This window comes from Micromonospora sp. IBHARD003 (assembly GCF_056106285.1).
This window is the reverse complement of the sequence record NZ_JBWBBX010000001.1, coordinates 1,428,698-1,452,666: the sequence shown is the minus strand read 5'-3', so window position 1 is coordinate 1,452,666 and position 23,969 is coordinate 1,428,698. Positions and strand designations below refer to the sequence as shown.

Below are 23,969 nucleotides of genomic sequence, written 5' to 3'. Positions count from 1 at the left end.
GCTTGAGGACGGACACCCCGGCCGCGCCCACGGCAGAGGGCACATACCCAGCCCGTCCGGCGCTTGAGGACGGACACCCCGGCCACGCCCACGGCAGAGGGCACATACCCAGCCCGTCCGGCACTTGAGGACGGACACCCCGGGCGCCGCCAAGGCACCGGCACACCCCGCCGCCGCACAGGCGCCCGCGCCCCCACCGCCGCCGGAACCAACCGGCGGTAGCCTTGCCGCCCGTGACCGCAACCTTGATCTGGATCCTCGTCGCGCTCGTCCTCACCGGGCTCTATCTGAGCTGGACCGCAGGCCGCCTCGACCGGCTGCACGCCCGGATCGACGCCGCCCGCGCCGCGCTCGACGCCCAATTGCTGCGGCGCGCGTCGGTCACGCAGGAGCTCGCCACCTCAGGCGTGCTCGATCCGGCCTCCTCGATCGTGCTGTACGAGGCCGCACACGCCGCCCGCCAGGCCGACGAAGAGCACCGCGAGGTCGCCGAGAGCGAACTCAGCCAGGCACTGCGCGCCGTCTTCGGCGAGCCGGAGCAGGTCGAGGCCGTGCGAGAGGCCCCTGGTGGCGACGACGCCGCGAACGAACTCGCGGCGGCGGTGCGCCGGGTGCCCATGGCCCGCCGGTTCCACAACGACGCCGTACGCGCCGCCCGCGCCCTGCGCCGGCACCGCAAGGTCCGCTGGTTCCGGCTCGCCGGTCACGCCCCGTTTCCGCTGGCGTTCGAAATGGACGACGAGCCCCCGGTCGCGCTCGCGGACCGCCCCGCCTGACCCGGGGCTCTCGTCGCAAAACGAGCCACAGCCTCACCATTGGCCCTTGCAGTGGACTGGTCCCGCCCTGTTTCCTCGACGGAGCACTACCGCAGCAACCCCGTCGTCACCGAATGAGGTCGATCGTGTCCAGCACGCTTCCCACCACGCCCCAGTCCCCCGAGACCGGCACCGCCCGCGTCAAGCGCGGCATGGCCGAGCAGCTCAAGGGCGGCGTGATCATGGATGTCGTCACCCCGGAGCAGGCGAAGATCGCCGAGGACGCCGGTGCCGTCGCGGTCATGGCCCTGGAGCGGGTCCCGGCCGACATCCGCAAGGACGGCGGCGTGGCGCGGATGTCGGACCCCGACATGATCGAGGGCATCATCGACGCCGTCTCCATCCCGGTCATGGCCAAGTCCCGGATCGGTCACTTCGTCGAGGCCCAGGTGCTGCAGTCCCTCGGCGTCGACTACATCGACGAGTCCGAGGTGCTGACCCCGGCCGACGAGGTCAACCACTCCGACAAGTGGGCGTTCACCACCCCGTTCGTCTGCGGTGCCACCAACCTGGGCGAGGCCCTGCGCCGAATCGCCGAGGGCGCGGCCATGATCCGCTCCAAGGGCGAGGCCGGCACCGGCAACGTCGTGGAGGCCGTGCGTCACCTGCGCCAGATCAAGAACGAGATCGCCAAGTTGCGCGGGTTCGACAACAACGAGCTGTACGCCGCCGCCAAGGAGCTGCGCGCCCCGTACGAGCTGGTCAAGGAGGTCGCCGAACTCGGCAAGCTGCCGGTCGTGCTGTTCTCCGCCGGTGGTGTCGCCACCCCCGCCGACGCCGCGCTGATGCGCCAGCTCGGTGCCGAGGGCGTCTTCGTCGGCTCCGGCATCTTCAAGTCGGGCGACCCGGCCAAGCGCGCCGCGGCCATCGTGAAGGCCACCACCTTCTACGACGACCCGAAGATCATCGCGGACGCTTCCCGCAACCTGGGCGAGGCCATGGTCGGCATCAACTGCGACACCCTCCCCGAGGCCGAGCGCTACGCGAACCGCGGCTGGTAAGCACCCATGAGCAGCACCCTCTCCGTGACACCCCCGCTGATCGGTGTCCTGGCCCTCCAGGGCGACGTACGGGAGCACCTGATCGCCCTGGCCGCGGCGGATGCCGTGGCCAGGCAGGTCCGGCGCCCCGAGGAACTCGCCGAGGTCGACGGTCTCGTCATACCCGGTGGAGAGTCCACCACCATCTCCAAGCTGGCCCACCTCTTCGGACTGATGGAGCCGCTGCGTGAGCGCGTACGCGCGGGCATGCCTGTCTACGGCACCTGCGCGGGCATGATCATGCTCGCCGACAAGATCCTCGACCCGCGCTCGGGCCAGGAGACCATCGGCGGCATCGACATGATCGTGCGCCGCAACGCCTTCGGCCGCCAGAACGAGTCCTTCGAGTCCGCGGTCGAGGTGGAGGGCATCGAGGGCGACCCCGTAGAGGGCGTCTTCATCCGCGCACCGTGGGTCGAGTCCGTGGGCGCCGAGACCGAGGTGCTCGCCGAGCACGGCGGGCACATCGTCGCGGTACGGCAGGGCAACGCGCTGGCCACCTCGTTCCACCCCGAACTGACCGGTGACCACCGCGTGCACGCGCTGTTCGTCGACATGGTGCGCTCCGCGCACTGACCTCGCCCCGGTAGGATCACAGGCGAACGCAGCAGGGATTGGTTACGCGAAGGAGACAGGCAGATGTCCGGCCACTCTAAATGGGCCACGACGAAGCACAAGAAGGCCGTGATCGACGCCAAGCGCGGCAAGCTCTTCGCGAAGCTGATCAAGAACATCGAGGTCGCGGCCCGCACCGGTGGTGCCGACGTGGAGGGCAACCCCACGCTGTTCGACGCCATTCAGAAGGCGAAGAAGCAGTCGGTTCCCAACAAGAACATCGACTCCGCGGTCAAGCGCGGTGCCGGTCTCGAGGCGGGTGGCGCCGACTACGAGACGATCATGTACGAGGGTTACGGTCCGAACGGTGTCGCGGTGCTCATCGAGTGCCTCACCGACAACCGCAACCGTGCTGCGTCCGACGTGCGGGTCGCCATGACCCGCAACGGCGGCTCGATGGCCGACCCCGGCTCGGTGTCGTACCTGTTCAACCGCAAGGGCGTCGTCGTACTCCCCAAGGGCGAGCTGTCCGAGGACGACGTGCTGGGTGCGGTGCTGGACGCCGGTGCCGAGGAAGTCAACGACCTCGGTGAGAACTTCGAGGTCATCAGCGAGGCCACCGACCTGGTCGCGGTGCGCACCGCGCTCCAGGAGGCCGGCATCGACTACGACTCGGCCGAGGCCGACTTCGTCCCGACCATGCAGGTCGAGCTGGACGAGGAAGGCGCGCGCAAGATCTTCAAGCTGATCGACGCGCTGGAGGACAGCGACGACGTGCAGAACGTCTTCGCCAACTTCGACGTCGCGGACGACATCATGGAGAAGGTCGACGCCTGATCCCGCTTTCGCACGACGGGCCGACGGGGACGCATCCCCCGTCGGCCCGTCGCGTTGTCGGGCGTTGTCGGTGCGAGCCGATAGCCTGCACGAACAACGAACATGGGGGGTACCGCCCAGCGGTAGCCGGGGGACGAGAAAGGGTGGGCGCGTGCGAGTGCTGGGGGTGGACCCGGGTCTGACCCGGTGCGGCATCGGTGTCGTGGAGGGCATCGCGGGCCGTCCGCTGACGATGCTCGGTGTCGGGGTCGTCCGTACCCCGGCCGGCGAGGACATCGGGCAGCGCCTGGTGGCCGTCGAGCAGGGCATCGAAGCGTGGCTGGACGCCCACCGGCCCGAAGTGGTCGCCGTCGAGCGGGTGTTCAGCCAGCACAATGTGCGGACGGTCATGGGCACGGCCCAGGCCAGCGCGGTCGCCATGCTCTGCGCCGCCCGCCGTGGGCTGCCCGTAGCGCTGCACACCCCCAGCGAGGTCAAGGCCGCCGTCACCGGCAGCGGGCGGGCCGACAAGGCGCAGGTCGGGGCCATGGTGACCCGGCTGCTGCGGCTGGACGCGGCCCCCAAGCCGGCCGACGCGGCCGACGCACTCGCGCTCGCCATCTGCCACATCTGGCGCGCCCCCGCGCAGAACCGTCTGCAGCAGGCGGTCGCCGCACACCACGCGACGAAAGGCCGTAGCGCATGATCGCCTTTGTGAGGGGCCCGGTTGCGGCCCTCGCCCCGACGACGGCCGTGATCGAGGTCGGCGGCGTCGGCATGGCCGTGCAGTGCACGCCCAACACCCTCTCCGGGCTGAGGATCGGTCAGGAGGCCACGCTGGCAACGTCGTTGGTGGTGCGTGAGGACTCACTGACGCTGTACGGCTTCGCGGACGACGACGAGCGCCAGGTGTTCGAGCTGCTGCAGACCGCCAGCGGCGTCGGCCCGCGCCTCGCCCAGGCGATGCTCGCCGTGCACAGCCCGGACGCGCTGCGCCGCGCGGTCGCCACCGGTGACGAGAAGGCGCTCACCGCGGTGCCGGGCATCGGCAAGAAGGGCGCACAGAAGCTCCTCCTGGAGCTGAGGGACCGTCTCGGCGAGCCCGTCGGCTCCCCGGCGCGTGCGATCGGGGCCCCCGTCACCCAGTCCTGGAGCGACCAGCTCCACGCCGCGCTGATCGGCCTCGGCTATGCGACCCGCGAAGCCGACGAGGCCGTCACCGCCGTCACGCCTCTCGCGGAGGAGACGGACGGGGCGCCGCAGATCGGCCGGCTGCTCAAGGCCGCCCTCCAGACCCTGAACCGCACCCGCTGACACCCCGAGGCGATCCACTGTGAACTGGGACGACACCGCACCGACGACCGACGAATCCGCCGACGCGCGGCTCGTGGGCGCGTCCGCCGACGGCGAGGACCAGGCCGTCGAAGCCGCCCTGCGCCCCAAGTCGCTCGACGAGTTCGTCGGCCAGGAGCGGGTGAGGGAACAGCTCGACCTGGTCCTGAAGGCGGCACTCGCACGCGGCGCCACCGCCGATCACGTGCTGCTCTCCGGCGCTCCGGGGCTCGGCAAGACGACCCTCTCCATGATCATTGCCGCGGAGATGGGCGCCCCCATCAGGATCACCAGCGGCCCCGCCATCCAGCACGCCGGTGATCTCGCGGCCATCCTGTCGTCCCTGCAGGAGGGCGAGGTCCTCTTCCTCGACGAGATCCACCGGATGTCCCGGCCGGCCGAGGAGATGCTCTACATGGCCATGGAGGACTTCCGCGTCGACGTGATCGTCGGCAAGGGCCCCGGCGCCACGGCGATCCCCCTCGAGCTCCCGCCGTTCACCCTGGTCGGCGCCACCACCCGGGCCGGGCTGCTGCCTCCGCCGCTGCGTGATCGCTTCGGCTTCACCGCGCACATGGAGTTCTACGGGGCGGCCGAGCTCGAGCGGGTGATCCACCGCTCCGCCCAGCTGCTCGATGTGGCCATCGACACGGAGGGGGCCGCCGAGATCGCCGGCCGCTCCCGTGGCACGCCCCGTATCGCCAACCGGCTGCTGCGCCGGGTCAGGGACTACGCCCAGGTCAAGGCCGACGGCCGGATCACGCGTGCCATCGCGGAGGCGGCCCTCGGGGTGTACGAGGTGGACGGGCGCGGTCTCGACCGGCTCGACCGCGCCGTGCTCCGGGCGCTGCTCAAGCTGTTCGGCGGCGGACCGGTCGGCCTGTCCACGCTGGCCGTGGCCGTGGGGGAGGAGCGCGAGACGGTCGAGGAGGTCGCCGAGCCGTTCCTGGTACGCGAAGGGCTCCTCGCGCGCACTCCGCGGGGACGCGTCGCCACCCCCGCGGCCTGGGCGCATCTGGGGCTCGTACCCCCGCAGGGCGCCGGCGGGCAGCAGGGTCTGTTCGGGGCGTGACGGCGCGGACGGTCGCCCGCCGGGGAACGACGGTGCCATGCTGGGCGTTGTTCCATCGATGCGGACTCGCTTAGACTCCGCCGATGCCGACCTGTCACGGTCGGCGTGCCCACCCCCGTAGACCAGGCCGCATCCCAGCGCGGTCGTGCGAAGGAATTCCGTCCCGTGAATATCGTGACCCTCCTCCCCTTCATCGTGCTCATCGGGGCCATGTTCCTGATGACCCGCTCTGCCAAGAAGAAGCAGCAGCAGGCGGCGACGATGCGCAACCAGATGCAGCCCGGCACCGGCGTGCGGACGATCGGCGGCCTCTACGCCACCGTCAAGGAGGTCAGCGACGACACGGTCCTCCTCGAGGCCGCGCCCGGCGTCCACCTGATGTTCGCCAAGAACGCCATCGGCGCGGTCCTCGACGACGACGAGTACAACCGGCTCGTGCACGGTGACGGCGACGACGCCCTCAAGAGCGACACGCCGATCGTGCCGGACGACGCTTCCTCGCTGACCGACGTCCAGGGTGACGCCGCCGACGCCGGGGATGGCAAGATCGACCTGGGCAAGAAGGACGAGGCGGATGACGCCGCTTCCGCGCCTGAGGCCAAGGACGCCAAGGACGACGCGAAGAAGTCCGACGGCGACACCGACGCGAAGTAACAGCGACCGGGGACCGCGGCGCGCCTGACGGCGCAGCCTGCGGTCCCCGGTTCGTGCCGACCACTGCGGGGGCAGGTCCCCACAACACTTCGTGGCCGCTCCGTCGCACATTCGGCGCGCAGCGGTTGGACAGGGAGAATCGAGAAGGTGGCAGCACCGAAGAAGGGCCGAAGGGCGCCCGGCGGTCAGGGCAAGCCAGGGCGCACCCTGGCGATGCTCCTGATCGTCATGGCCGCGCTGATCGGTGGGATGTTCTGGTCCGGGGAGACGACCCCCCGCCTCGGCATCGACCTGGCGGGCGGTACGTCGATCACGCTCCAGGCCGTGCCGGAACCCGGCAAGGCGAACGCGGTCAACGAGACCAACATGAACACCGCGGTCGGGATCATCGAGCGCCGTGTCAACGGTCTCGGTGTCTCCGAGGCGGAGGTCCAGACCCAGGGCCGCGAGAACATCATCGTCAACATCCCCAAGGGGACGAACTCGGCGCAGGCCCGCAAGCAGGTGGGCACCACCGCCCGGCTGTACTTCCGCCCGGTCCTCACCGTGGCCGCCGGCGGTCCGATCGCGCCCGAGCCCGCCAAGAGCGGCGCCCCGAGCACCAAGCCCAGCGCCAAGCCGTCGGCCAAGGCCGGGGACGCCGAGCCCAAGGCGAGCGCCCCCGCCGGCACCCCGAGCACCAAGCCCAGCGCCACCACTCAGGGCCGCGCCGTCACCGACGCGCTGAAGGCCCCCTCTCCCAATCCGAGCGGCTCTCCTTCGGCCAAGCCGAGCGGTTCTCCCTCGGGTAAGCCGGGTGCCACGCCCAGCCCCACCCCGCCCACCCCGGACGCCGCGCTGCAGAAGAAGTTCGCCGAGGTGAACTGCCTGGACTCGAAGCAGCGAACCACGGTCGCCGAGGGCACCAAGCCCGAGAACCCGATCGTGGCGTGTGGCCAGAACAGCGCGGGCCAGTGGGAGAAGTACATCCTCGGCCCGGCCGAGGTGGACGGCAAGGATGTCGACGACGCCCAGGGCGTGCTCGACCCGCAGCGCGGCATCTGGATCGTCAACATGGACTTCACCAGCGCCGGCTCCAAGAAGTTCGCCAAGATCACCAGCAAGCTCTCGCAGCAGCAGCCGCCGATGAACCAGTTCGCGATCGTGCTGGACGGCAACGTGGTCTCGGCTCCGAGTGTCAACGAGACGCTCAGCGGGCGTGCCGAGATTTCCGGCAGCTTCGACCAGCAGTCCGCCCAGGACCTCGGAAACATCCTGAGCTACGGTGCGCTCCCGCTGACGTTCAAGGAGCAGAGCGCCACCACTGTCACGGCCGCCCTCGGCGGTGACCAGCTCAGGGCCGGCCTGATCGCGGGTGCCATCGGCCTCGCACTGGTCGTGATCTACCTTCTGGTCTACTACCGCGGTCTGTCGATCGTGGCCCTGCTCAGCCTTCTGGTGTCGGCGATCCTGACGTACACCCTGATGTCGCTGCTCGGTCCCGCCATCGGCTTCGCGCTGAACCTGCCCGCGGTCTGTGGCGCCATCGTCGCCATCGGTATCACCGCGGACTCGTTCATCGTGTACTTCGAGCGCATCCGGGACGAGATCCGTGACGGCCGTTCGCTCCGGCCGGCCGTCGAGAAGGCCTGGCCCCGTGCCCGGCGCACCATCCTGGTCTCCGACTTCGTGTCGTTCCTCGCCGCGGCGGTGCTCTTCCTCGTCACCGTCGGCAAGGTCCAGGGCTTTGCGTTCACGCTCGGCCTGACCACCCTGCTCGATGTCGTCGTGGTGTTCTTCTTCACGAAGCCGTTCATGACGATCCTCGCCCGCCAGAAGTTCTTCGCGAGCGGTCACCCGTGGTCCGGACTGGACCCGAAGCGGCTGGGTGCCAAGCCCCCGCTGCGCCGCACCCGTCGTGTCTCCGCCCCCGTCGACCCGAAGGAGGCGTGAGATGTCCCGACTCGGTAATCTCGGCGCCCGGCTCTACCGCGGCGAAGTCGGCTATGACTTCATCGGCAAGCGGAAGATCTGGTACGGCATCTCGATCCTGATCACCATCACGGCCATCGTCGGCCTTGCGGTGCGGGGTCTCAACATGGGCATCGAGTTCAAGGGCGGTGCCGTGTTCACCGCCGAGAAGGTGTCCTCGGTCTCGGTCACACAGGCCCAGGAAGTCGCTCAGGAGGCGTCGGGTCACCCGGCGATCGTCCAGAAGCTCGGCGACGGCAGGATGCGCATCCAGGTCAGCGAACTGGACACCGCGCAGGCCGACAAGGTGAGCAAGCAGCTCTCCACCGAGCTGAAGATCCCCGCATCGAACATCAACGCGGAGCTGGTCGGCCCCAGCTGGGGTGAGCAGATCGCCGGCAAGGCATGGACCGGCCTCGGCGTGTTCATGATCCTCGTGGTGATCTATCTGGCGATCGCCTTCGAGTGGCGCATGGCGATCGCCGCCCTCGTCGCCCTGATCCATGACATCACCATCACCGTCGGTGTGTACGCACTCGTCGGATTCGAGGTCACGCCGGGCACCGTGATCGGTCTGCTGACGATCCTCGGTTACTCGCTCTACGACACGGTGGTCGTCTTCGACAGCCTCAAGGAAGGCACGAAGGACATCACCAAGCAGACCCGCTGGACGTACAGCGAGATCGCCAACCGCTCGATCAACGGCACCCTGGTGCGTTCGATCAACACCACGGTTGTGGCGCTGCTGCCGGTCGCCGGTCTGCTCTTCATCGGCGGCGGCTTCCTCGGCGCGGGCATGCTCAACGACATCTCGCTGTCGCTGTTCGTCGGTCTCGCCGCCGGTGCCTACTCGTCGATCTTCATCGCCACGCCGCTCGTCGCCGACCTGAAGGAGCGCGAGCCGCAGATGAAGGCTCTGCGCAAGCGGGTCCTCGCCAAGCGCGCCGCTGCCGCGGCCAAGGGCGAGTCCGCCGACGACGCCGCAGCGGAGGGCGCCGAAGCCGGTACCCACGACGAGGACGAGACGGCCACTGCAGGCCGTGCTGTGGTGGGTCAGCGTGAGCGCCGCCGCGGCCGTCCGTCGCCGGGGAAGCGCCGATGACGAAGGCCACGCGCGAGCTGCTGCTGAGCCGCATCCGCGATGTACCGGACTATCCGAAGCCGGGTGTGCTGTTCAAGGACATCACTCCGCTGCTCGCGGACCCGGACGCGTTCACCGCGCTCACGGACACGCTCGCCGAGCTGTGCGTACGCCAGGGCGCGACCAAGATCGTCGGCCTTGAGGCCCGCGGCTTCATCCTGGCCGCTCCGGTCGCGGTCAAGGCGGGCGTGGGCTTCATCCCGGTGCGCAAGGCCGGAAAGCTGCCGGGAGCGACGCTCTCCCGGTCGTATCAGTTGGAGTACGGCACGGCCGAGATCGAGATTCACCGCGAGGACCTGGCAGCGGGGGACCGCGTAATGGTCATCGATGATGTGCTCGCCACCGGCGGCACAGCCGAAGCGTCACTGGAGCTCATCCGTGCAGCCGGGGCCGAGATTGCAGCCGTGGCGTTCTTGATGGAACTCAGCTTCCTCGGCGGCCGCGAGCGACTCGAACGGTTCCCCGGCATGGTGCCCGTGGAGGCGTTGATCACCATTTGAGACGGTGATCGAGTTGACACGGTCGGGCGCCCGGATCCTCCGGGCGCCCGAATTGCCTTATGTGCCCGACTCGCCTCACGTACCTCAGATGTTCCTCAAATGGCATTGAGTCGCAGATCGGTTACTGGGAGGATGATCCCGATCGCCCGAACAAGATTTCGAAAAACGGAGGAACATCAATGTTAGTCTCGCGCAAGATTGCTATGGGTGCCATGGCTCTCGTGTCCGTCGCGGTGCTGTCCGTCACCGCTGCGCCTGCGAACGCGGCGCCACTGACCGGAACGAGCGACGCGAGTGTCGGTGTCGACAGCACCTGCGATGACTACAAGCGTGCGGTAGGCGTGCCCGGTCGGTGGACGGTGCTCAAGGACAGCACCTGCAACATATTCGGTCACGCGGGCTACAAGGCGGCGTATCAGTGGAAGGCCGTGCGGGGTACGCCCTGCATCAAGGTGCTGGGGTACAACAGCCAGGGCAAGCGCAATTGGTATGACGCGGGTTGTGGCAAGACCGGATCCATCAAGAACGTTCCGTGGGGGAATGTTGCCTCCTTCAAGGCCATCGAAGTCAAGGGCGCAGCCCTCTTCGATTGGAGGTGACGGGCTCCTGACACCTGCCTCTGGAAGGTCATGTGGCGCAGTCTGCCATCGAGACCCTGAGTCACTCATCGACACCAGGTAACCGAGGCGCCGGAAGTTGCTGGCACCGCCTCGTGGACTCAGGTGACGACCCGGCGCCGAGCCAGACGCAGAGCAGGACCACGGAACGGGCATCCGGGAACACCGGGTGCCCGTTCCGCGTTGTGAACAGACCCCGGTCCCCGGGCGAGGTGTACGCCCGGGATCGATACCATGGGCTTTCCGGGCCTGACCGGGGGACCCGGATCCGCCTGAGGAGCGCCCTTGCCAGACGAGGCCCAGCACGCCACCGCGCAGCCCGACCAGCAGGCCGAGAAGGCTGTCGCGGACTCCGCCACGCCCGAGAAGAAGTCCGCGGAGCGGGCGGCGCCCGCCGCGCCCGAGCGGAGCGGGACGGGAGTCCGCCCCGCAGAGGGCTGGGGGAGTGCGAAGGGCCAGGCACCCGCACCGATGACCACGCCGAAGCCCGCTCCGGCCGCGCCCTCGCGTTCGGGCGGCTCCTCCAACCGCGTGCGCGCCCGGCTCGCCCGGCTCGGTGTGCAGCGCTCCAGCGCGTACAACCCGGTGCTCGAGCCCCTGCTTCGGATCGTCCGCAGCAACGACCCGAAGATCGAGACGTCGACGCTGCGCCAGGTCGAGCGTGCCTACCAGGTGGCCGAACGCTGGCACCGGGGCCAGAAGCGCAAGAGCGGTGACCCGTACATCACGCACCCGCTGGCCGTCACCACCATCCTCGCCGAGCTTGGCATGGACCCGGCGACGTTGATGGCGGGGCTGCTCCACGACACCGTCGAGGACACCGAGTACGGCCTGGACACCCTGCGCCGCGACTTCGGCGACCAGGTCGCGCTGCTCGTCGACGGTGTGACCAAGCTGGACAAGGTCAAGTTCGGTGAGGCCGCACAGGCCGAGACCGTGCGCAAGATGGTCGTCGCCATGGCCAAGGACCCCCGGGTGCTGGTCATCAAGCTCGCCGACCGCCTGCACAACATGCGCACGATGCGTTACCTCAAGCGGGAGAAGCAGGAGAAGAAGGCCCGCGAGACGCTGGAGATCTACGCCCCGCTGGCACACCGCCTCGGCATGAACACCATCAAGTGGGAACTCGAGGACCTCGCCTTCGCGATCCTCTACCCCAAGATGTACGACGAGATCGTCCGCCTCGTGGCCGAGCGCGCCCCAAAGCGCGACGAGTACCTCGCCATAGTGACCGACGAGGTCCAGTCCGATCTGCGGGCCGCGAGGATCAAGGCCACCGTCACCGGCCGCCCCAAGCACTACTACAGCGTGTACCAGAAGATGATCGTCCGCGGCCGTGACTTCGCGGAGATCTACGACCTGGTCGGCATCCGCGTCCTCGTCGACACGGTCCGCGACTGCTACGCCGCGCTCGGCACCGTCCACGCCCGCTGGAACCCGGTTCCGGGGCGGTTCAAGGACTACATCGCGATGCCGAAGTTCAACATGTACCAGTCGCTGCACACGACGGTCATCGGACCCAACGGCAAGCCCGTCGAACTCCAGATCCGCACGTTCGACATGCACCGCCGGGCCGAGTACGGCATCGCCGCGCACTGGAAGTACAAGCAGGAGGCCGTGGCGGGCGCCTCCAAAATCCGCACCGATGTCCCCAAGGCCACCGGCAAGGACAAGGACACGCTCAACGACATGGCGTGGCTGCGGCAGCTGCTGGACTGGCAGAAGGAGACGGAGGACCCGGGCGAGTTCCTGGAGTCCCTGCGCTTCGACCTGTCGCGCAACGAGGTCTTCGTCTTCACCCCCAAGGGCGATGTCATAGCGCTGCCCGCGGGCGCCACCCCGGTCGACTTCGCCTACGCCGTCCACACCGAGGTCGGCCACCGAACCATAGGGGCCCGCGTCAACGGGCGTCTGGTGCCGCTCGAGTCGACCCTGGACAACGGCGACCTGGTCGAGGTCTTCACCTCGAAGGCGCCCGGCGCGGCTCCGTCCCGGGACTGGCTCGGCTTCGTCAAGTCGCCGCGGGCGAGGAACAAGATCCGCGCCTGGTTCTCCAAGGAACGCCGAGACGAGGCGATCGAGCAGGGCAAGGACGCCATCGCCCGCGCCATGCGCAAGCAGAACCTGCCGATCCAGCGCATCCTCACCGGGGACTCGCTGGTGACGCTGGCGCACGAGATGCGCTACCCCGACATCTCGTCGCTGTACGCGGCGATCGGGGAGGGGCACGTCGCCGCGCAGGGCGTCGTCCAGAAGCTCGTGCAGGCACTCGGCGGCGAAGAGGCCGCGACCGAGGACATCGCCGAGTCCGTACCGCCGTCGCGCACCCGTGGCCGCAAGCGCCGTGCCAACGCCGACCCGGGAGTCGTCGTCAAGGGCGTCGACGACGTCTGGGTCAAACTGGCCCGCTGCTGTACGCCGGTGCCGGGTGACCCGATCATCGGCTTCGTCACCCGTGGCAGCGGCGTATCCGTCCACCGCGCGGACTGCGTCAACGTGGACTCCCTCTCGCAGCAGCCCGAACGGATCCTGGACGTCGAGTGGGCGCCCACGCAGTCCTCGGTCTTCCTGGTCGCCATCCAGGTCGAGGCGCTGGACCGCTCACGGCTGCTGTCCGACGTCACACGGGTGCTGTCCGACCAGCACGTCAACATCCTGTCGGCGGCCGTCCAGACGTCCCGCGACCGGGTGGCCACCTCGCGCTTCACCTTCGAGATGGGCGACCCCAAGCACCTGGGGCACGTCCTGAAGGCAGTCAGAGGCGTGGAGGGTGTGTACGACGTGTACCGCGTGACGTCGGCGAGGCGGCCGTAGGGGTATCAGTCCTCAAGCTCCCCCAGACGAAGTCTGGGGGACCCCCGGACGGGCCTAGGGTGCGGGGCGTGCCCGGGGCGTGTGCTGGGCGTCACGGCGACGCCGCCGCTCCCGAAGGGGACGAGCCCGGAGGGGCCCCACCCCACCACCCACCACCCCCATCCCAACGCACCGGGCGCGCATTCCAAGGCCGTCCGCCGATTGAGGACGGACACACCGGGCGCCAACCCGCGCACCGACCAAGCCCAACAACCGCACCGGCCCCGCACCGGCCAAGCCCAACAACCGCACCGGCCCCGCGCCGGGACGGCGCCCCGCGAGACCCCCGCGCCGCCCGGCGCGAAAACGCCGAAGGGCCCGGCAGCGCGCACGCTGCCGAGCCCCTTCGCATAGCCCGCCCCAGCGGGGCGGGGCAAAACTCAGCCGCCGAACTCCTGGAGCCCCTTCAGTGCCTGGTCCAGCAGCGCCTGCCGGCCCTCGAGCTCCTTGGCGAGCTTGTCGGCCTTGGCGTTGTTGCCCGCCGCACGCGCCGTGTCGATCTGCCCGCGCAGCTTGTCGACGGCGGCCTGCAGCTGGCCCGTCAGACCCTCGGCACGGGCCCGCGCCTCGGGGTTGGTGCGGCGCCACTCGGCCTCCTCGGCCTCCTGGATCGCCCGCTCCACCGCGTGCATCCGCCCTTCGACCTTAGGACGGGCGTCGCGCGGGACGTGGCCGATGGCCTCCCAGCGCTCGTTGATGGAACGGAAGGCGGAACGCGCCGCCTTCAAATCCGTCACCGGCATGAGCTTCTCGGCCTCGGCCGCCAGCTCCTCCTTGAGCTTCAGGTTCTCGGTCTGCTCCGCGTCACGCTCGGCGAAGACCCCGCTGCGGGCGGCGAAGAAGACGTCCTGAGCACCGCGGAAACGGTTCCACAGGTCGTCCTCGTGCTCGCGCTGGGCGCGGCCCGCCGCCTTCCACTCGGCCATCAGGTCGCGGTAGCGCGCCGCGGTGGCACCCCAGTCGGTCGAACCGGACAGCGACTCGGCCTCCGCGACCAGCCGCTCCTTGGTCTGCCGGGCGACCTCGCGCTGTGAGTCCAGCGAGGCGAAGTGCGCCTTGCGGCGCTTGGAGAACGCCGAGCGCGCGTGCGAGAACCGGTGCCACAGCTCGTCGTCGGACTTCCGGTCGAGCCGGGGCAGGCTCTTCCACTTGTCCACGAGTGCCCGCAGCCGCTCACCCGCTGACCGCCACTGCTCGCTCTGCGCCAGCTCCTCGGCCTCCACGACCAGGGCCTCCTTGGCGTGCCTGGCCTCGTCGGTCTGCTGGGCCTTCTGCGCCTTGCGCTCCTCACGGCGTGCCTCGACCGCGGCGACAAGGGCGTCCAGCCGCTTGCGCAGTGCGTCGAGGTCACCGACGGCATGATGCTCATCGACCTGCTGACGGATGTGCTCGATGGCGGTCGTCGCGTCCTTGGCGGACAGGTCGGTGGTCTTCACCCGCTTCTCGAGGAGGCCGATCTCGACCACCAAGCCCTCGTACTTGCGCTCGAAGTAGGCCAGTGCCTCCTCGGGAGTGCCGGCCTGCCACGATCCGACGACCTGCTCGCCCTCGGAAGTCCGCACGTACACGGTGCCCGTCTCGTCGACGCGGCCCCACGGGTCGCTGCTCACAGCGCCTCCTCCACATGATGCCTGCGAAGGGCTCAGGCCCCTGGGCATCGTCCACAGTTTCCTGGACGGGCCTCGCCCGTCCCCCACAACGCGGACCCCGGCCGCGCTGCACAACGCCAATCTAGGCGACCGGCCGCCCGGCTGTCCGCACTCGGCGCCGCCGAATTCGGCTGGGTCATGCCTTGGCGACGGTCACCTTCTCCAGGGTGACGGACGTCTTCGGAGCCCCGTCGGAGGCACCGCCCGCGACACCCGCGGCTCCGATCTCCTTGAGCTTGGCCAGTCCGGCCTCGTCGATGGTGCCGAACGGCGTGTAGCCGGGCGGTAGTTTGCTGTCCTTGTAGACCAGGAAGAACTGGCTGCCACCACTGTGCGGCTGGCCGGTATTCGCCATGGCCACCGTGCCCGCCTTGTAGGTCACCGTGCCGTCGGCGCCCGGCTTGCCGAGCGAGGCCAGGTCCTCGTCCGGGATCGTGTAGCCGGGGCCGCCGCTGCCGGTGCCCTTGGGGTCGCCGCATTGCAGCACGAAGATGCCGGCCGTGGTCAGCCGGTGACACTTGGTGCTGTCGAAGTAGCCCTTGTCCGCGAGGTGCTTGAACGAGTTCACCGTGTGCGGGGTCTTGGCCGCGTTCATCGTCAGTGTGATGTCGCCGCGGTTGGTCTTCAGCGACATCGTGTACGTGGCCTTCTGGTCGATGGCCATCTTGGGCTCGGGAGAGCTGCTCTCGCGCTCCGAAGGCGTGGGAGAGGAGCTCACCTCCTGCGGGGGCGCCGCGGCGTCGCTCTTCGAGCCGCCGTCCGAGAGACCCACCGAGGCGTAGACCGCCGCGCCCGCGGCCAGGACCACGGCGAGCGCCGCCGCGATGACCGTGTTGCGGCGCCTTGCCTTCTTCCTCGCCGTCTCACGGCGCTGCTGCTGCCGCTCGAACTTCTCCCTGGCGAGCTGGCGCCGTCGCTGATCGCTGCTGACCACCGGGTCTTCTCCTTGTCGGTCGCGTAGAGGTCGAGTGGTTCCCCGCCCGAAGGGTCTTCGGCGGCGGCCGCGACGTCGTCGCGCGCGCCGTCCGACATGTCCGGCCGAGCGTGCCCGTACCGTATACGGGTTGGCTGTGTAATGAGCACCGCCGGTAGGCTCTGATCTGCTGCATTCCGTCGCAGCCATCCCGTCGGACGACACCGTGAGGACGATCGTGCTTATTGCCGGGTTCCCCGCAGGGGCCTGGGGGACCAATTGCTACCTGGTCGCCCCCGCCGCAGGCGAGGAGTGCGTGATCATCGACCCGGGCCACCAAGCCGCCCAGGGAGTCGAGGAGGCGCTCAAGAAGCATCGGCTCAAGCCCGTCGCCGTCGTGCTCACCCATGGCCACATCGATCATGTCGCCTCGGTCGTCCCGGTGTGCGGAGCCCATGACGTGCCGGCGTGGATCCACCCCGCCGACCGTTACATGATGAGCGACCCGGAGAAGGCCCTCGGCCGTTCCATCGGGATGCCGCTCATGGGCGAGCTGACCGTGGGGGAGCCGGACGACGTCCACGAGCTGACGGACGGCGCCGCGCTGAAGCTGGCGGGTCTGGAGCTGACCGTGAGGCACGCGCCCGGCCATACCAAGGGGTCGGTGACGTTCAGCCTGCCCGAGGCCGCGGACATCCCGCCGGTCTTCTTCTCGGGCGATCTGCTCTTCGCCGGCTCCATCGGACGCACCGACCTGCCCGGCGGTGACATGGCCGAGATGCTCGACTCGCTGGCCCGCGTGTGCCTGCCGCTCGACGACTCGACCGTGGTGCTGTCCGGCCACGGCCCCCAGACGACCATCAGCCGCGAGCGCGCCACCAACCCGTATCTGCGGGAGGTGGCCTCCGGCCAGGGAGACGGTTCGACCGCCGCTCCCCGACGAGGAATGTGACGAGACTTTCCGTGAGCACCTTCCAGGCCCCCAAGGGCACCTACGACCTGATCCCGCCGGACTCCGCGAAGTACCTCGCGGTGCGCGAGGCGATCGCCGCGCCGCTGCGGAACTCCGGGTACGGATACATCGAGACCCCCGGCTTCGAGAACGTCGAGCTGTTCGCGCGCGGTGTCGGAGAGTCCACCGACATCGTCACCAAGGAGATGTACGCCTTCGAGACCAAGGGCGGCGACAAGCTGGCCCTGCGCCCCGAGGGCACCGCCTCCGTTCTGCGCGCGGCTCTGGAGGCCAATCTGCACAAGGCCGGCAATCTGCCGGTGAAGCTCTGGTACTCGGGCTCGTACTACCGCTACGAGCGTCCGCAGAAGGGCCGCTACAGGCACTTCTCCCAGGTCGGTGCCGAGGCGATCGGGGCCGAGGACCCGGCGCTCGACGCCGAGCTGATCATCCTGGCCGACCAGGCGTACCGCTCACTCGGTCTGAGCGATTTCCGCATCCTGCTGAACTCGCTCGGCGACAAGGAGTGCCGCCCCGTCTACCGGGACGCGCTCCAGGGCTTCCTGCGCGGGCTCGACCTGGACGAGGACACCCGACGCCGCGTCGACATCAACCCGCTCCGGGTCCTCGACGACAAGCGCGAATCGGTCCAGAAGCAACTGGTGGGCGTGCCCCTGCTGCGCGACTACCTGTGTGACGGGTGCAAGGCGTACCACGAGGAGGTGCGCGGGTTGCTGACGGCGGCCGGGGTCTCCTTCGAGGACGACGAGAAGCTGGTGCGCGGCCTGGACTACTACACGCGTACGACCTTCGAGTTCGTCCACGACGGTCTCGGCTCCCAGTCGGCGGTGGGCGGCGGCGGCCGTTACGACGGACTGTCCGAGATGATCGGCGGCCCGGCACTGCCGTCCGTCGGCTGGGCCCTCGGTGTGGACCGCACGGTCCTCGCTCTGGAGGCGGAGGGCATCGAGCTCGAACTGCCCGCGGCCACCAGCGTGTTCGCCGTCCCGCTCGGCGAGGAGGCACGACGGGTCCTCTTCGGTGTGGTCACGGAGCTGCGCAAGGCCGGTGTCGCCGCGGACTTCAGCTACGGCGGCAAGGGCCTCAAGGGCGCCATGAAGAACGCGAACCGCAGCGGTGCCCGCTACACGATCGTGGCCGGCGAGCGGGACCTCGCCGAGGGTGCGGTGCAGCTCAAGGACATGGAGTCCGGTGAGCAGAGTGCCGTCCCGCTGGACGCCCTGGTGGCGGAGATCCGTACGCGTCTGTCCTGACGTAGGGACGGACCGGGGGCGGGCTCCAGTGGAGCCCGCCTCCGAACCGTGCCACTACAGAAGGCCGTGGCGCATGGCGCTGGTCACGGCCGCGGTGCGGTCCGTGACGTCCAGCTTGTTGAAGATCCGCAGCAGATGCGTCTTCACCGTCGACTCGGCGACATAGAGACGCCGGCCGATCTCCGCGTTCGTCGCGCCCTCCGCGACCAGGCGGAGCACCGCCACCTCGCGGTCGGACAGCCGTGGACGATCAGGCCTGGTGCGCAGCTGGTCCACCAGACGGGCCGCCACCGTGGGCGCCAGCACCGTCTCACCGCGCACTGCCGCGCGTACGGCGTCGGCGAGGTCCGCCCGGGCCATGTCCTTCAGCAGATAGCCCGCGGCGCCCGCTTCCACGGCCCGCAGGATGTCCCGGTCCGTCTCGTACGTCGTCAGCACCACGACCCGGCAGGGCAGCCCCGCCGCCGTCATCCGGGCGATGGAGTCGACGCCGTCACCACCGGGCATCCGCAGGTCCATCAGCACGAGATCCGGCCGCAGTTCGGCGGCCAGGGCCTCTGCCTGCGGCCCGTTCGCGGCCTCGGCGACCACCTCCAGATCGGGCTCCGCGCTGAGCATGCCGCGCAGGCCCTCCCGTACGACCGGGTGGTCGTCGGCGAGCAGGATGCGGATCACGGCCGGCTCCTCAAAGTGACGGTGATGGTCGTGCCCTCACCGGGCGCACTGGTGATCTCGGCGGTGCCGCCGACCTCCTCGGCCCGGGCGCGCAGACCACGCAGTCCGTAGCCCTGGCCGGCCATGGACGGGTCGAAGCCCCGGCCCGAATCCCGGACCGAGACGATCAGCCGACGATCACCGTGGGCCAGCGAGAGCCTCACCTCCGCCCCGGGGCCCGCGTGCTTCGTGGCGTTCGCCAAGCCCTCCTGGCAGGCGCGCAGGGCGACCACCTCCAGGGCCGCGGGCAGCGCCCGGACCTCACCGGTCACCGAGACCGCGGCCGGCGGATCGCGCCGGGCCGCCAGCCGGGACACCGCGTCGGGGAGCGAGCCGCCGTCGAGGTCGGCGGGAGCGCCCCCGGCGACCAGCGCTCGTGCCTCGGCCAGGTTCTGGCGTGCCGTCACGGCCATCAGGTCGAGATGCCGGCGCGCCTGCGCAGGGTCCGTCTCGAGTTCCGACTGCACCGCCTGCACGAGCATGAGCAGACTGGTGAAGCCCTGCGCCAGCGTGTCGTGGATCTCCCGGGACATCCGTTCCCTTTCGGTGAGGGCCCCGCGCTCCGCCGAGAGCCGGGTCACTTCCTCGCGGCTGGCCTCCAGGTCGGCGATGAGCACCGCCCGTTCCCTGCTCTGCGCGATGATCCGGTCGATCCAGATGCCGAAGAAGGCGGAGAACACGAGGGTGATCACCGCGAACAGGGCGTTGGCGAAGGCCAGATGGGCGGGCGGACGCCACAGGAGCACCCAGCCCGCCACCGGCGCCAGGCTCAGCGTGGCCATCCAGACCATCGCGCGTCGCGGCGACAGCAGCATGAAGCACTGCGGGGCGAGTGCGAACGTCGCCACCCGTGTCTCGCCCAGCAGCACGGCGGCCGCGAGGAAGACCAGGATCGCCACGGCCAGGTAGCGCATCGACGCGGGATCGTCGTCGGCAGCCGTGCTGAACATCTGTGGCCGGCCGGCGAGTACGTACCAGGGGACCAGCAGCGAGAGGAGGACGACGGTGGCGGTCCGGTAGGGCAGGGGTGCGTCGGAGCCGAGGACGAAGGCCAGGGTCGCCAGCCACACCGTGGCGTAGTAGAGCTCCCACGCCCGGGACGAGCGGTCCCACACATGGGAGTCGCGCGCCCCTCCCCTGAATCCGGGCACCGTCATCCGTCGCGGTGGCTCTTCCACCTGAAGGTCAGCAGACACAGGACCAATCCTCCGATGCACCAGGCCCCGAGGACCAGGGCGATCTTCCCGAAATCCCACCCGCCGGCCGGTTCGAGCACCGCGGCGGACTCCGGCAGGAAGATCCCGCGGAAGCCCTGGCACATCCACTTGAGCGGGAAGAACGAGCTGATGTTCAGCAGCCAGGACGGGATGGTGCCGACCGGGATGAACACCCCGGAGATGAACTGAAGGATCAGGAAGGGCAGGACGACGACGGAGCTGGCGGTCTTGCCGGACCGGGGCAGACTGCTGATCGCGATACCGAGCAGCGCACAGGCGGTGATGCCGAGGACGAAGATCCAGCCGAACGTGAGCCACTTGGCGGCCGTGGTGGGCAGGTCGAGGTCGAACAGCGTCGCGCCCACCAGCAGCAGCAGCGCGGTCTCGGCGAGTCCGGTGACCAGCACCATCCACACCTTGCCGAGGAAGTACGCGGCGGGCGGCATCGGCGTGCCGCGCAGCCGCCGCAGTACCTTCTCGTCGCGTTCGACCGCGATGGAGATACCGAGCGACTGGAAGCTCGTGGACATGATGCCCGCGGCGACCATGCCGGCCGCGTAGAGCTGGGGCGCGCTCACCCCGGCGCCCCGCACATCGTCGTCGAATATCGAGGCGAAGAGGACCAGGAAGACGATCGGGAAGGCGAAGGTGAAGATCACCGCCTCGCGTCTGCGGACGAACTGCTTCAGCTCGAGTGCGCCGCGGCTCAGGCCTAGCGCCCACGCGCCGGGCAGGGCGGCGGCAATGCGGACGGCGGGTGCGGTGGTGGTGGTCCGGGTGCTCATCGGGCGTCCTTGGGCTGGGAGGTGGCTTCGAGCTGTTCGGTGAGGCGCAGATAGACGTCCTCGAGGGTGGGGCGGCTGATCGTGAGGCCGGGGACCTCGCCGTCGAAGCGGGTCGTCAGCTCGGCGACGGTGCGCGTCGGGGTGTCCGTGGTGAGCGTGCGGGGCGTGCCGTCCGCCTCGGTCCATCCGACGGTGGCGCCGCTCCCGAAGCGGGTGCGCAGTTCGGCCGGCGCGCCCTCGGCGACCACCCTGCCGCGGCTGACCACGGCGAGACGGTCGGCGAGCGCCTCGGCCTCTTCCAGGTAGTGCGTGGTGAGCAGGATCGTGGTGCCCTCTTCGGCGAGCAGCTGGATCAGTTCCCAGAACTGCCGGCGGGCCGCCGGGTCGAAGCCGGTCGTGGGTTCGTCGAGCAGCAGGAGCTCCGGATCGCCGATCACCCCGAGGGCCACGTCGAGCCGCCGACGCTGCCCCCCGGACAGCCCCTTGATCCGCTCGTCCGCCTTCTGCTCCAGGCCCACGAGCCGGATCACCTCGGCCACGTCGCGGGGTGCGGGGTAGTACCCGGCGATGTGCTCCACGCTCTCGCGCACGGTCAGATCCGCCGGCGCCGACTCGTCCTGCCAGACGATGCCCACCTTCGACCGCCAGGCCCTGCCGGCCCGGGCCGGGTCCGCGCCGAGGACGTGCACCTCGCCGCCGTCCCGGTCGCGGTGCCCCTGGAGGATCTCCACCGTCGTGCTCTTGCCCGCGCCGTTGTGCCCGAGCAGACCGAAGACCTCGCCCCGCCGGATCGTGAGGTCCAGCCCGTCCACCGCGGTGACCTCGCCGTACTGCTTGCGAAGCCCGCGTACTTCCACCGCCGTTGTCGTCATGCCGCAAGACTCGTGCGGAATCCCGGCCGCCGGGCCCCCCGAGCGTACGTCCTTATGTCCATCGAACGGTGGACAAGGTCAGCCGTGCGGCAGAATGACCATGCCAGGCAGTGACCCGAGTGATGGAACGGCGATATGACGACTGCAGCGGTTGACGGTGTGTCCTCCGGTCAGGAAAGGGAAGGCGGTGCGCACGGCGTGGTCGGGGGCGGTCGTGCCTTCGCCTGGCTGCTGGTGATCACCGGTGCCGCCGGACTGCTGGCCGCCTGGGTCATCACGATCGACAAGTTCAAGATCCTCGAGGCCAAGGTCGCGGGCGAGACCTTCACACCCGGCTGCAGCCTCAACCCGATCGTCTCCTGCGGCAGCGTCATGGAGAGCGACCAGGCGTCCGCCTTCGGCTTCCCCAATCCCATGCTCGGTCTGGTCGCCTACGGCATCGTGATCTGCGTGGGGATGAGCCTGCTGGCCGGTGCCCGATTCCGCCGCTGGTACTGGCTGACGTTCAACGCGGGCACCCTTTTCGGCGTCGGATTCTGCACCTGGCTGCAGTACCAGTCGCTGTACAACATCAACGCGCTGTGCCTGTGGTGCTCCCTGGCCTGGGTCGCCACGATCTTCATGTTCTGGTACGTGACCTCGCACAACATCCGGCACGGCCTGCTTCCGGCGCCGGCGTGGGCGAAGGGCTTCCTCGCGGAGTTCACCTGGGTCCTGCCGGTGCTGCACACCGGTGTCATCGGAATGCTGGTGCTGACCCGCTGGTGGGAGTTCTGGACCAGCTGACGGCAAGCCGCCCGTGCGGCGTTGTCAGAGCTCTGACCTAGGCTTCATGACGTGGAGCCGGATCTCTTTACCGCGGCCGCCGAAGAGCGGCAGGAGAAGGACCCGTCAGCGAGCCCCCTGGCGGTCCGGATGCGTCCGCGCACCCTGGACGAGGTCGTCGGCCAGCAGCACCTGCTGAAGCCCGGCTCGCCGCTGCGGCGTCTGGTCGGGGAGGGCGGGGGCGGACCCGCGGGCGCCTCGTCCGTGATCCTCTGGGGCCCGCCGGGTACGGGCAAGACGACCCTGGCGTACGTGGTCTCGAAGGCGACCGACAAGCGGTTCGTCGAGCTGTCGGCGATCACCGCGGGCGTCAAGGAGGTGCGGGCGGTCATCGACGGTGCCCGCAGGGCGGCGGGCGGCTTCGGCAAGGAGACCGTGCTCTTCCTGGACGAGATCCACCGCTTCAGCAAGGCCCAGCAGGACTCACTCCTGCCGGCCGTGGAGAACCGCTGGGTGACGCTCATCGCCGCGACGACCGAGAATCCCTACTTCTCGGTGATCTCCCCGCTGCTGTCCCGCTCGCTGCTGCTCACGCTGGAGCAGCTCACCGACGACGATGTACGCGGGCTGCTGAGCAGGGCGCTCACCGAGGAGCGGGGGCTCGGCGGGGCCCTGGCGCTTCCGGAGGACGCGGAGGCGCATCTGCTGCGGATCGCCGGGGGAGACGCCCGGCGGGCACTGACCGCGCTGGAGGCCGCGGCGGGCGCGGCTCTCGCCAAGGGCGAGCAGGAGATCCTGCTGCGGACCGTGGAGGAGACCGTCGACCGCGCGGCGGTGAAGTACGACCGCGACGGCGACCAGCACTACGACGTCGCGAGCGCACTGATCAAGTCCATCCGGGGCTCCGACGTGGACGCCGCGCTGCACTATCTGGCGCGGATGATCGAGGCGGGAGAGGACCCGCGGTTCATCGCCCGGCGACTGATGATCTCGGCGAGCGAGGACATCGGCCTCGCGGATCCGACGGCGCTGCCGACGGCGGTCGCCGCCGCCCAGGCCGTGGCCATGATCGGTTTCCCGGAGGCGGCGCTGACCCTCAGCCACGCCACCATCGCCCTGGCCCTCGCGCCGAAGTCGAACGCCGCGACGACCGCGATAGGCGCCGCCCTCGCGGATGTGCGCAGCGGCCTCGCGGGCCCCGTCCCGCCCCATTTGCGCGACGGCCACTACAAGGGCGCGGCCAAGCTCGGTCACGCCCAGGGCTATGTGTATCCGCACGACGTCCCGGGTGCCATCGCCCCCCAGCAGTACGCCCCGGACGCGATCCACGGCAAGCGCTACTACGAGCCGACGCGCTACGGCGCGGAGGCGCGCTACGCGGACGTGGTGGAGAAGGTCCGCGAGCGGCTGAAGGGCGAATAGCCGGACGGGGACCCGGATGCGCCCGGCACGGGCACGGGCGCGGTCGGCACCGTTCCCGGTG

General features: G+C 69.7%; 23 protein-coding genes. 17 read left to right on the top strand and 6 right to left on the bottom strand.

Features of this window, described 5'->3' with window-relative positions; translation table 11 throughout:
• Positions 1-233 precede the first annotated feature (233 nt).
• The 13 genes from ACTWOL_RS06370 (at position 234) to relA (ending at position 13,306) form a co-directional block, all read left to right on the top strand.
• Positions 234-776, top strand: coding sequence for a LemA family protein (locus tag ACTWOL_RS06370; protein ID WP_474295206.1), 543 nt, complete (start codon positions 234-236; stop codon positions 774-776).
• A gap of 113 nt (positions 777-889) precedes the next feature.
• Entirely contained in the window at positions 890-1,816 is a 927-nt protein-coding gene (gene pdxS, locus ACTWOL_RS06365) for a pyridoxal 5'-phosphate synthase lyase subunit PdxS (RefSeq protein ID WP_474295204.1), read from the top strand.
• Positions 1,817-1,840: 24 nt separating this feature from the next.
• Complete coding sequence (gene pdxT, locus ACTWOL_RS06360; RefSeq protein WP_474301098.1) at positions 1,841-2,431, top strand: pyridoxal 5'-phosphate synthase glutaminase subunit PdxT; 591 nt, start codon at positions 1,841-1,843, stop codon at positions 2,429-2,431.
• A gap of 63 nt (positions 2,432-2,494) precedes the next feature.
• Positions 2,495-3,247 (top strand): YebC/PmpR family DNA-binding transcriptional regulator, encoded by a 753-nt coding sequence (locus tag ACTWOL_RS06355; RefSeq protein WP_474295202.1) that lies wholly within the window; start codon positions 2,495-2,497, stop codon positions 3,245-3,247.
• A gap of 151 nt (positions 3,248-3,398) precedes the next feature.
• The gene (ruvC, locus tag ACTWOL_RS06350; RefSeq protein ID WP_474295200.1) at positions 3,399-3,932 is read left to right on the top strand and encodes a crossover junction endodeoxyribonuclease RuvC; all 534 of its coding nucleotides are present in this window, start codon (positions 3,399-3,401) and stop codon (positions 3,930-3,932) included.
• On the top strand, positions 3,929-4,540 hold the full coding sequence (gene ruvA / locus ACTWOL_RS06345) for a Holliday junction branch migration protein RuvA (protein WP_474295198.1): 612 nt from the start codon (positions 3,929-3,931) through the stop codon (positions 4,538-4,540). Before ruvC ends, ruvA begins: the two co-directional genes overlap by 4 nt.
• A gap of 19 nt (positions 4,541-4,559) precedes the next feature.
• Entirely contained in the window at positions 4,560-5,630 is a 1,071-nt protein-coding gene (gene ruvB, locus ACTWOL_RS06340; RefSeq protein ID WP_474295196.1) for a Holliday junction branch migration DNA helicase RuvB, read from the top strand.
• Between the two features lie 165 nt (positions 5,631-5,795).
• Positions 5,796-6,284: a preprotein translocase subunit YajC gene (gene yajC, locus ACTWOL_RS06335; RefSeq protein WP_474295194.1), complete on the top strand. Its 489-nt coding sequence runs from the start codon at positions 5,796-5,798 to the stop codon at positions 6,282-6,284.
• A 147-nt stretch (positions 6,285-6,431) separates the two neighbouring features.
• Positions 6,432-8,216, top strand: a complete 1,785-nt coding sequence (secD, locus tag ACTWOL_RS06330; RefSeq protein ID WP_474295192.1) for a protein translocase subunit SecD — start codon at positions 6,432-6,434, stop codon at positions 8,214-8,216.
• 1 nt (position 8,217) lies between these two features.
• On the top strand, positions 8,218-9,336 hold the full coding sequence (gene secF, locus ACTWOL_RS06325; protein WP_474295190.1) for a protein translocase subunit SecF: 1,119 nt from the start codon (positions 8,218-8,220) through the stop codon (positions 9,334-9,336).
• Entirely contained in the window at positions 9,333-9,875 is a 543-nt protein-coding gene (locus ACTWOL_RS06320; protein ID WP_474295188.1) for an adenine phosphoribosyltransferase, read from the top strand. The genes secF and ACTWOL_RS06320 overlap by 4 nt, the downstream gene beginning before the upstream one ends.
• A gap of 212 nt (positions 9,876-10,087) precedes the next feature.
• Positions 10,088-10,474 carry a hypothetical protein gene (locus tag ACTWOL_RS06315; RefSeq protein WP_474295186.1) on the top strand — a complete coding sequence of 129 codons (387 nt, stop codon included), beginning with the start codon at positions 10,088-10,090 and terminating at the stop codon, positions 10,472-10,474.
• A 489-nt stretch (positions 10,475-10,963) separates the two neighbouring features.
• Positions 10,964-13,306, top strand: coding sequence for a GTP pyrophosphokinase (gene relA / locus ACTWOL_RS06310; RefSeq protein ID WP_474301097.1), 2,343 nt, complete (start codon positions 10,964-10,966; stop codon positions 13,304-13,306).
• 419 nt (positions 13,307-13,725) lie between these two features.
• Here relA and ACTWOL_RS06305 read toward each other — a convergent pair whose 3' ends face one another.
• On the bottom strand, positions 13,726-14,955 hold the full coding sequence (locus ACTWOL_RS06305; protein ID WP_474295184.1) for a DUF349 domain-containing protein: 1,230 nt from the start codon (positions 14,953-14,955) through the stop codon (positions 13,726-13,728).
• A gap of 175 nt (positions 14,956-15,130) precedes the next feature.
• Positions 15,131-15,928 (bottom strand): peptidylprolyl isomerase, encoded by a 798-nt coding sequence (locus ACTWOL_RS06300; protein ID WP_474295182.1) that lies wholly within the window; start codon positions 15,926-15,928, stop codon positions 15,131-15,133.
• 217 nt (positions 15,929-16,145) lie between these two features.
• Between ACTWOL_RS06300 and ACTWOL_RS06295 the strand changes: the two genes are divergently transcribed.
• Both ACTWOL_RS06295 and hisS read left to right on the top strand, forming a co-directional pair.
• On the top strand, positions 16,146-16,859 hold the full coding sequence (locus ACTWOL_RS06295) for an MBL fold metallo-hydrolase (RefSeq protein WP_474301096.1): 714 nt from the start codon (positions 16,146-16,148) through the stop codon (positions 16,857-16,859).
• 11 nt (positions 16,860-16,870) lie between these two features.
• Positions 16,871-18,133: a histidine--tRNA ligase gene (hisS, locus tag ACTWOL_RS06290; protein ID WP_474295181.1), complete on the top strand. Its 1,263-nt coding sequence runs from the start codon at positions 16,871-16,873 to the stop codon at positions 18,131-18,133.
• A 54-nt stretch (positions 18,134-18,187) separates the two neighbouring features.
• Here the strand turns inward: hisS and ACTWOL_RS06285 are convergent, their stop codons facing one another.
• Genes ACTWOL_RS06285 through ACTWOL_RS06270 form a run of 4 tightly spaced genes read right to left on the bottom strand, consistent with a single transcriptional unit; the run spans position 18,188 to position 21,721 of the window.
• Entirely contained in the window at positions 18,188-18,808 is a 621-nt protein-coding gene (locus tag ACTWOL_RS06285; RefSeq protein ID WP_474295179.1) for a response regulator, read from the bottom strand.
• Complete coding sequence (locus tag ACTWOL_RS06280; protein ID WP_474295177.1) at positions 18,805-20,043, bottom strand: sensor histidine kinase; 1,239 nt, start codon at positions 20,041-20,043, stop codon at positions 18,805-18,807. Before ACTWOL_RS06280 ends, ACTWOL_RS06285 begins: the two co-directional genes overlap by 4 nt.
• Positions 20,001-20,849, bottom strand: a complete 849-nt coding sequence (locus tag ACTWOL_RS06275) for an ABC transporter permease (protein WP_474295175.1) — start codon at positions 20,847-20,849, stop codon at positions 20,001-20,003. The genes ACTWOL_RS06280 and ACTWOL_RS06275 overlap by 43 nt, the downstream gene beginning before the upstream one ends.
• Positions 20,846-21,721 carry an ABC transporter ATP-binding protein gene (locus ACTWOL_RS06270; protein ID WP_474295172.1) on the bottom strand — a complete coding sequence of 292 codons (876 nt, stop codon included), beginning with the start codon at positions 21,719-21,721 and terminating at the stop codon, positions 20,846-20,848. Before ACTWOL_RS06270 ends, ACTWOL_RS06275 begins: the two co-directional genes overlap by 4 nt.
• A 135-nt stretch (positions 21,722-21,856) precedes the next feature.
• Here ACTWOL_RS06270 and ACTWOL_RS06265 point away from each other — a divergent pair, with 135 nt between their 5' ends.
• Entirely contained in the window at positions 21,857-22,507 is a 651-nt protein-coding gene (locus ACTWOL_RS06265) for a vitamin K epoxide reductase family protein (protein ID WP_474295170.1), read from the top strand.
• 51 nt (positions 22,508-22,558) lie between these two features.
• Positions 22,559-23,908, top strand: coding sequence for a replication-associated recombination protein A (locus tag ACTWOL_RS06260; protein WP_474295168.1), 1,350 nt, complete (start codon positions 22,559-22,561; stop codon positions 23,906-23,908).
• The last annotated feature ends 61 nt before the right edge of the window (positions 23,909-23,969 follow it).

Coding starts and splice junctions, on each gene's coding strand:
- pdxS (WP_474295204.1), top strand. CDS start 890: ATGAGGTCGATCGTGTCCAGCACGCTTCCCACCACGCCCCAGTCCCCC.
- ACTWOL_RS06355 (WP_474295202.1), top strand. CDS start 2,495: ATGTCCGGCCACTCTAAATGGGCCACGACGAAGCACAAGAAGGCCGTG.
- ruvA (WP_474295198.1), top strand. CDS start 3,929: ATGATCGCCTTTGTGAGGGGCCCGGTTGCGGCCCTCGCCCCGACGACG.
- secF (WP_474295190.1), top strand. CDS start 8,218: ATGTCCCGACTCGGTAATCTCGGCGCCCGGCTCTACCGCGGCGAAGTC.
- ACTWOL_RS06320 (WP_474295188.1), top strand. CDS start 9,333: ATGACGAAGGCCACGCGCGAGCTGCTGCTGAGCCGCATCCGCGATGTA.
- ACTWOL_RS06315 (WP_474295186.1), top strand. CDS start 10,088: ATGGCTCTCGTGTCCGTCGCGGTGCTGTCCGTCACCGCTGCGCCTGCG.
- relA (WP_474301097.1), top strand. CDS start 10,964: ATGACCACGCCGAAGCCCGCTCCGGCCGCGCCCTCGCGTTCGGGCGGC.
- ACTWOL_RS06275 (WP_474295175.1), bottom strand. CDS start 20,849: ATGAGCACCCGGACCACCACCACCGCACCCGCCGTCCGCATTGCCGCC.
- ACTWOL_RS06270 (WP_474295172.1), bottom strand. CDS start 21,721: ATGACGACAACGGCGGTGGAAGTACGCGGGCTTCGCAAGCAGTACGGC.
- ACTWOL_RS06265 (WP_474295170.1), top strand. CDS start 21,857: ATGACGACTGCAGCGGTTGACGGTGTGTCCTCCGGTCAGGAAAGGGAA.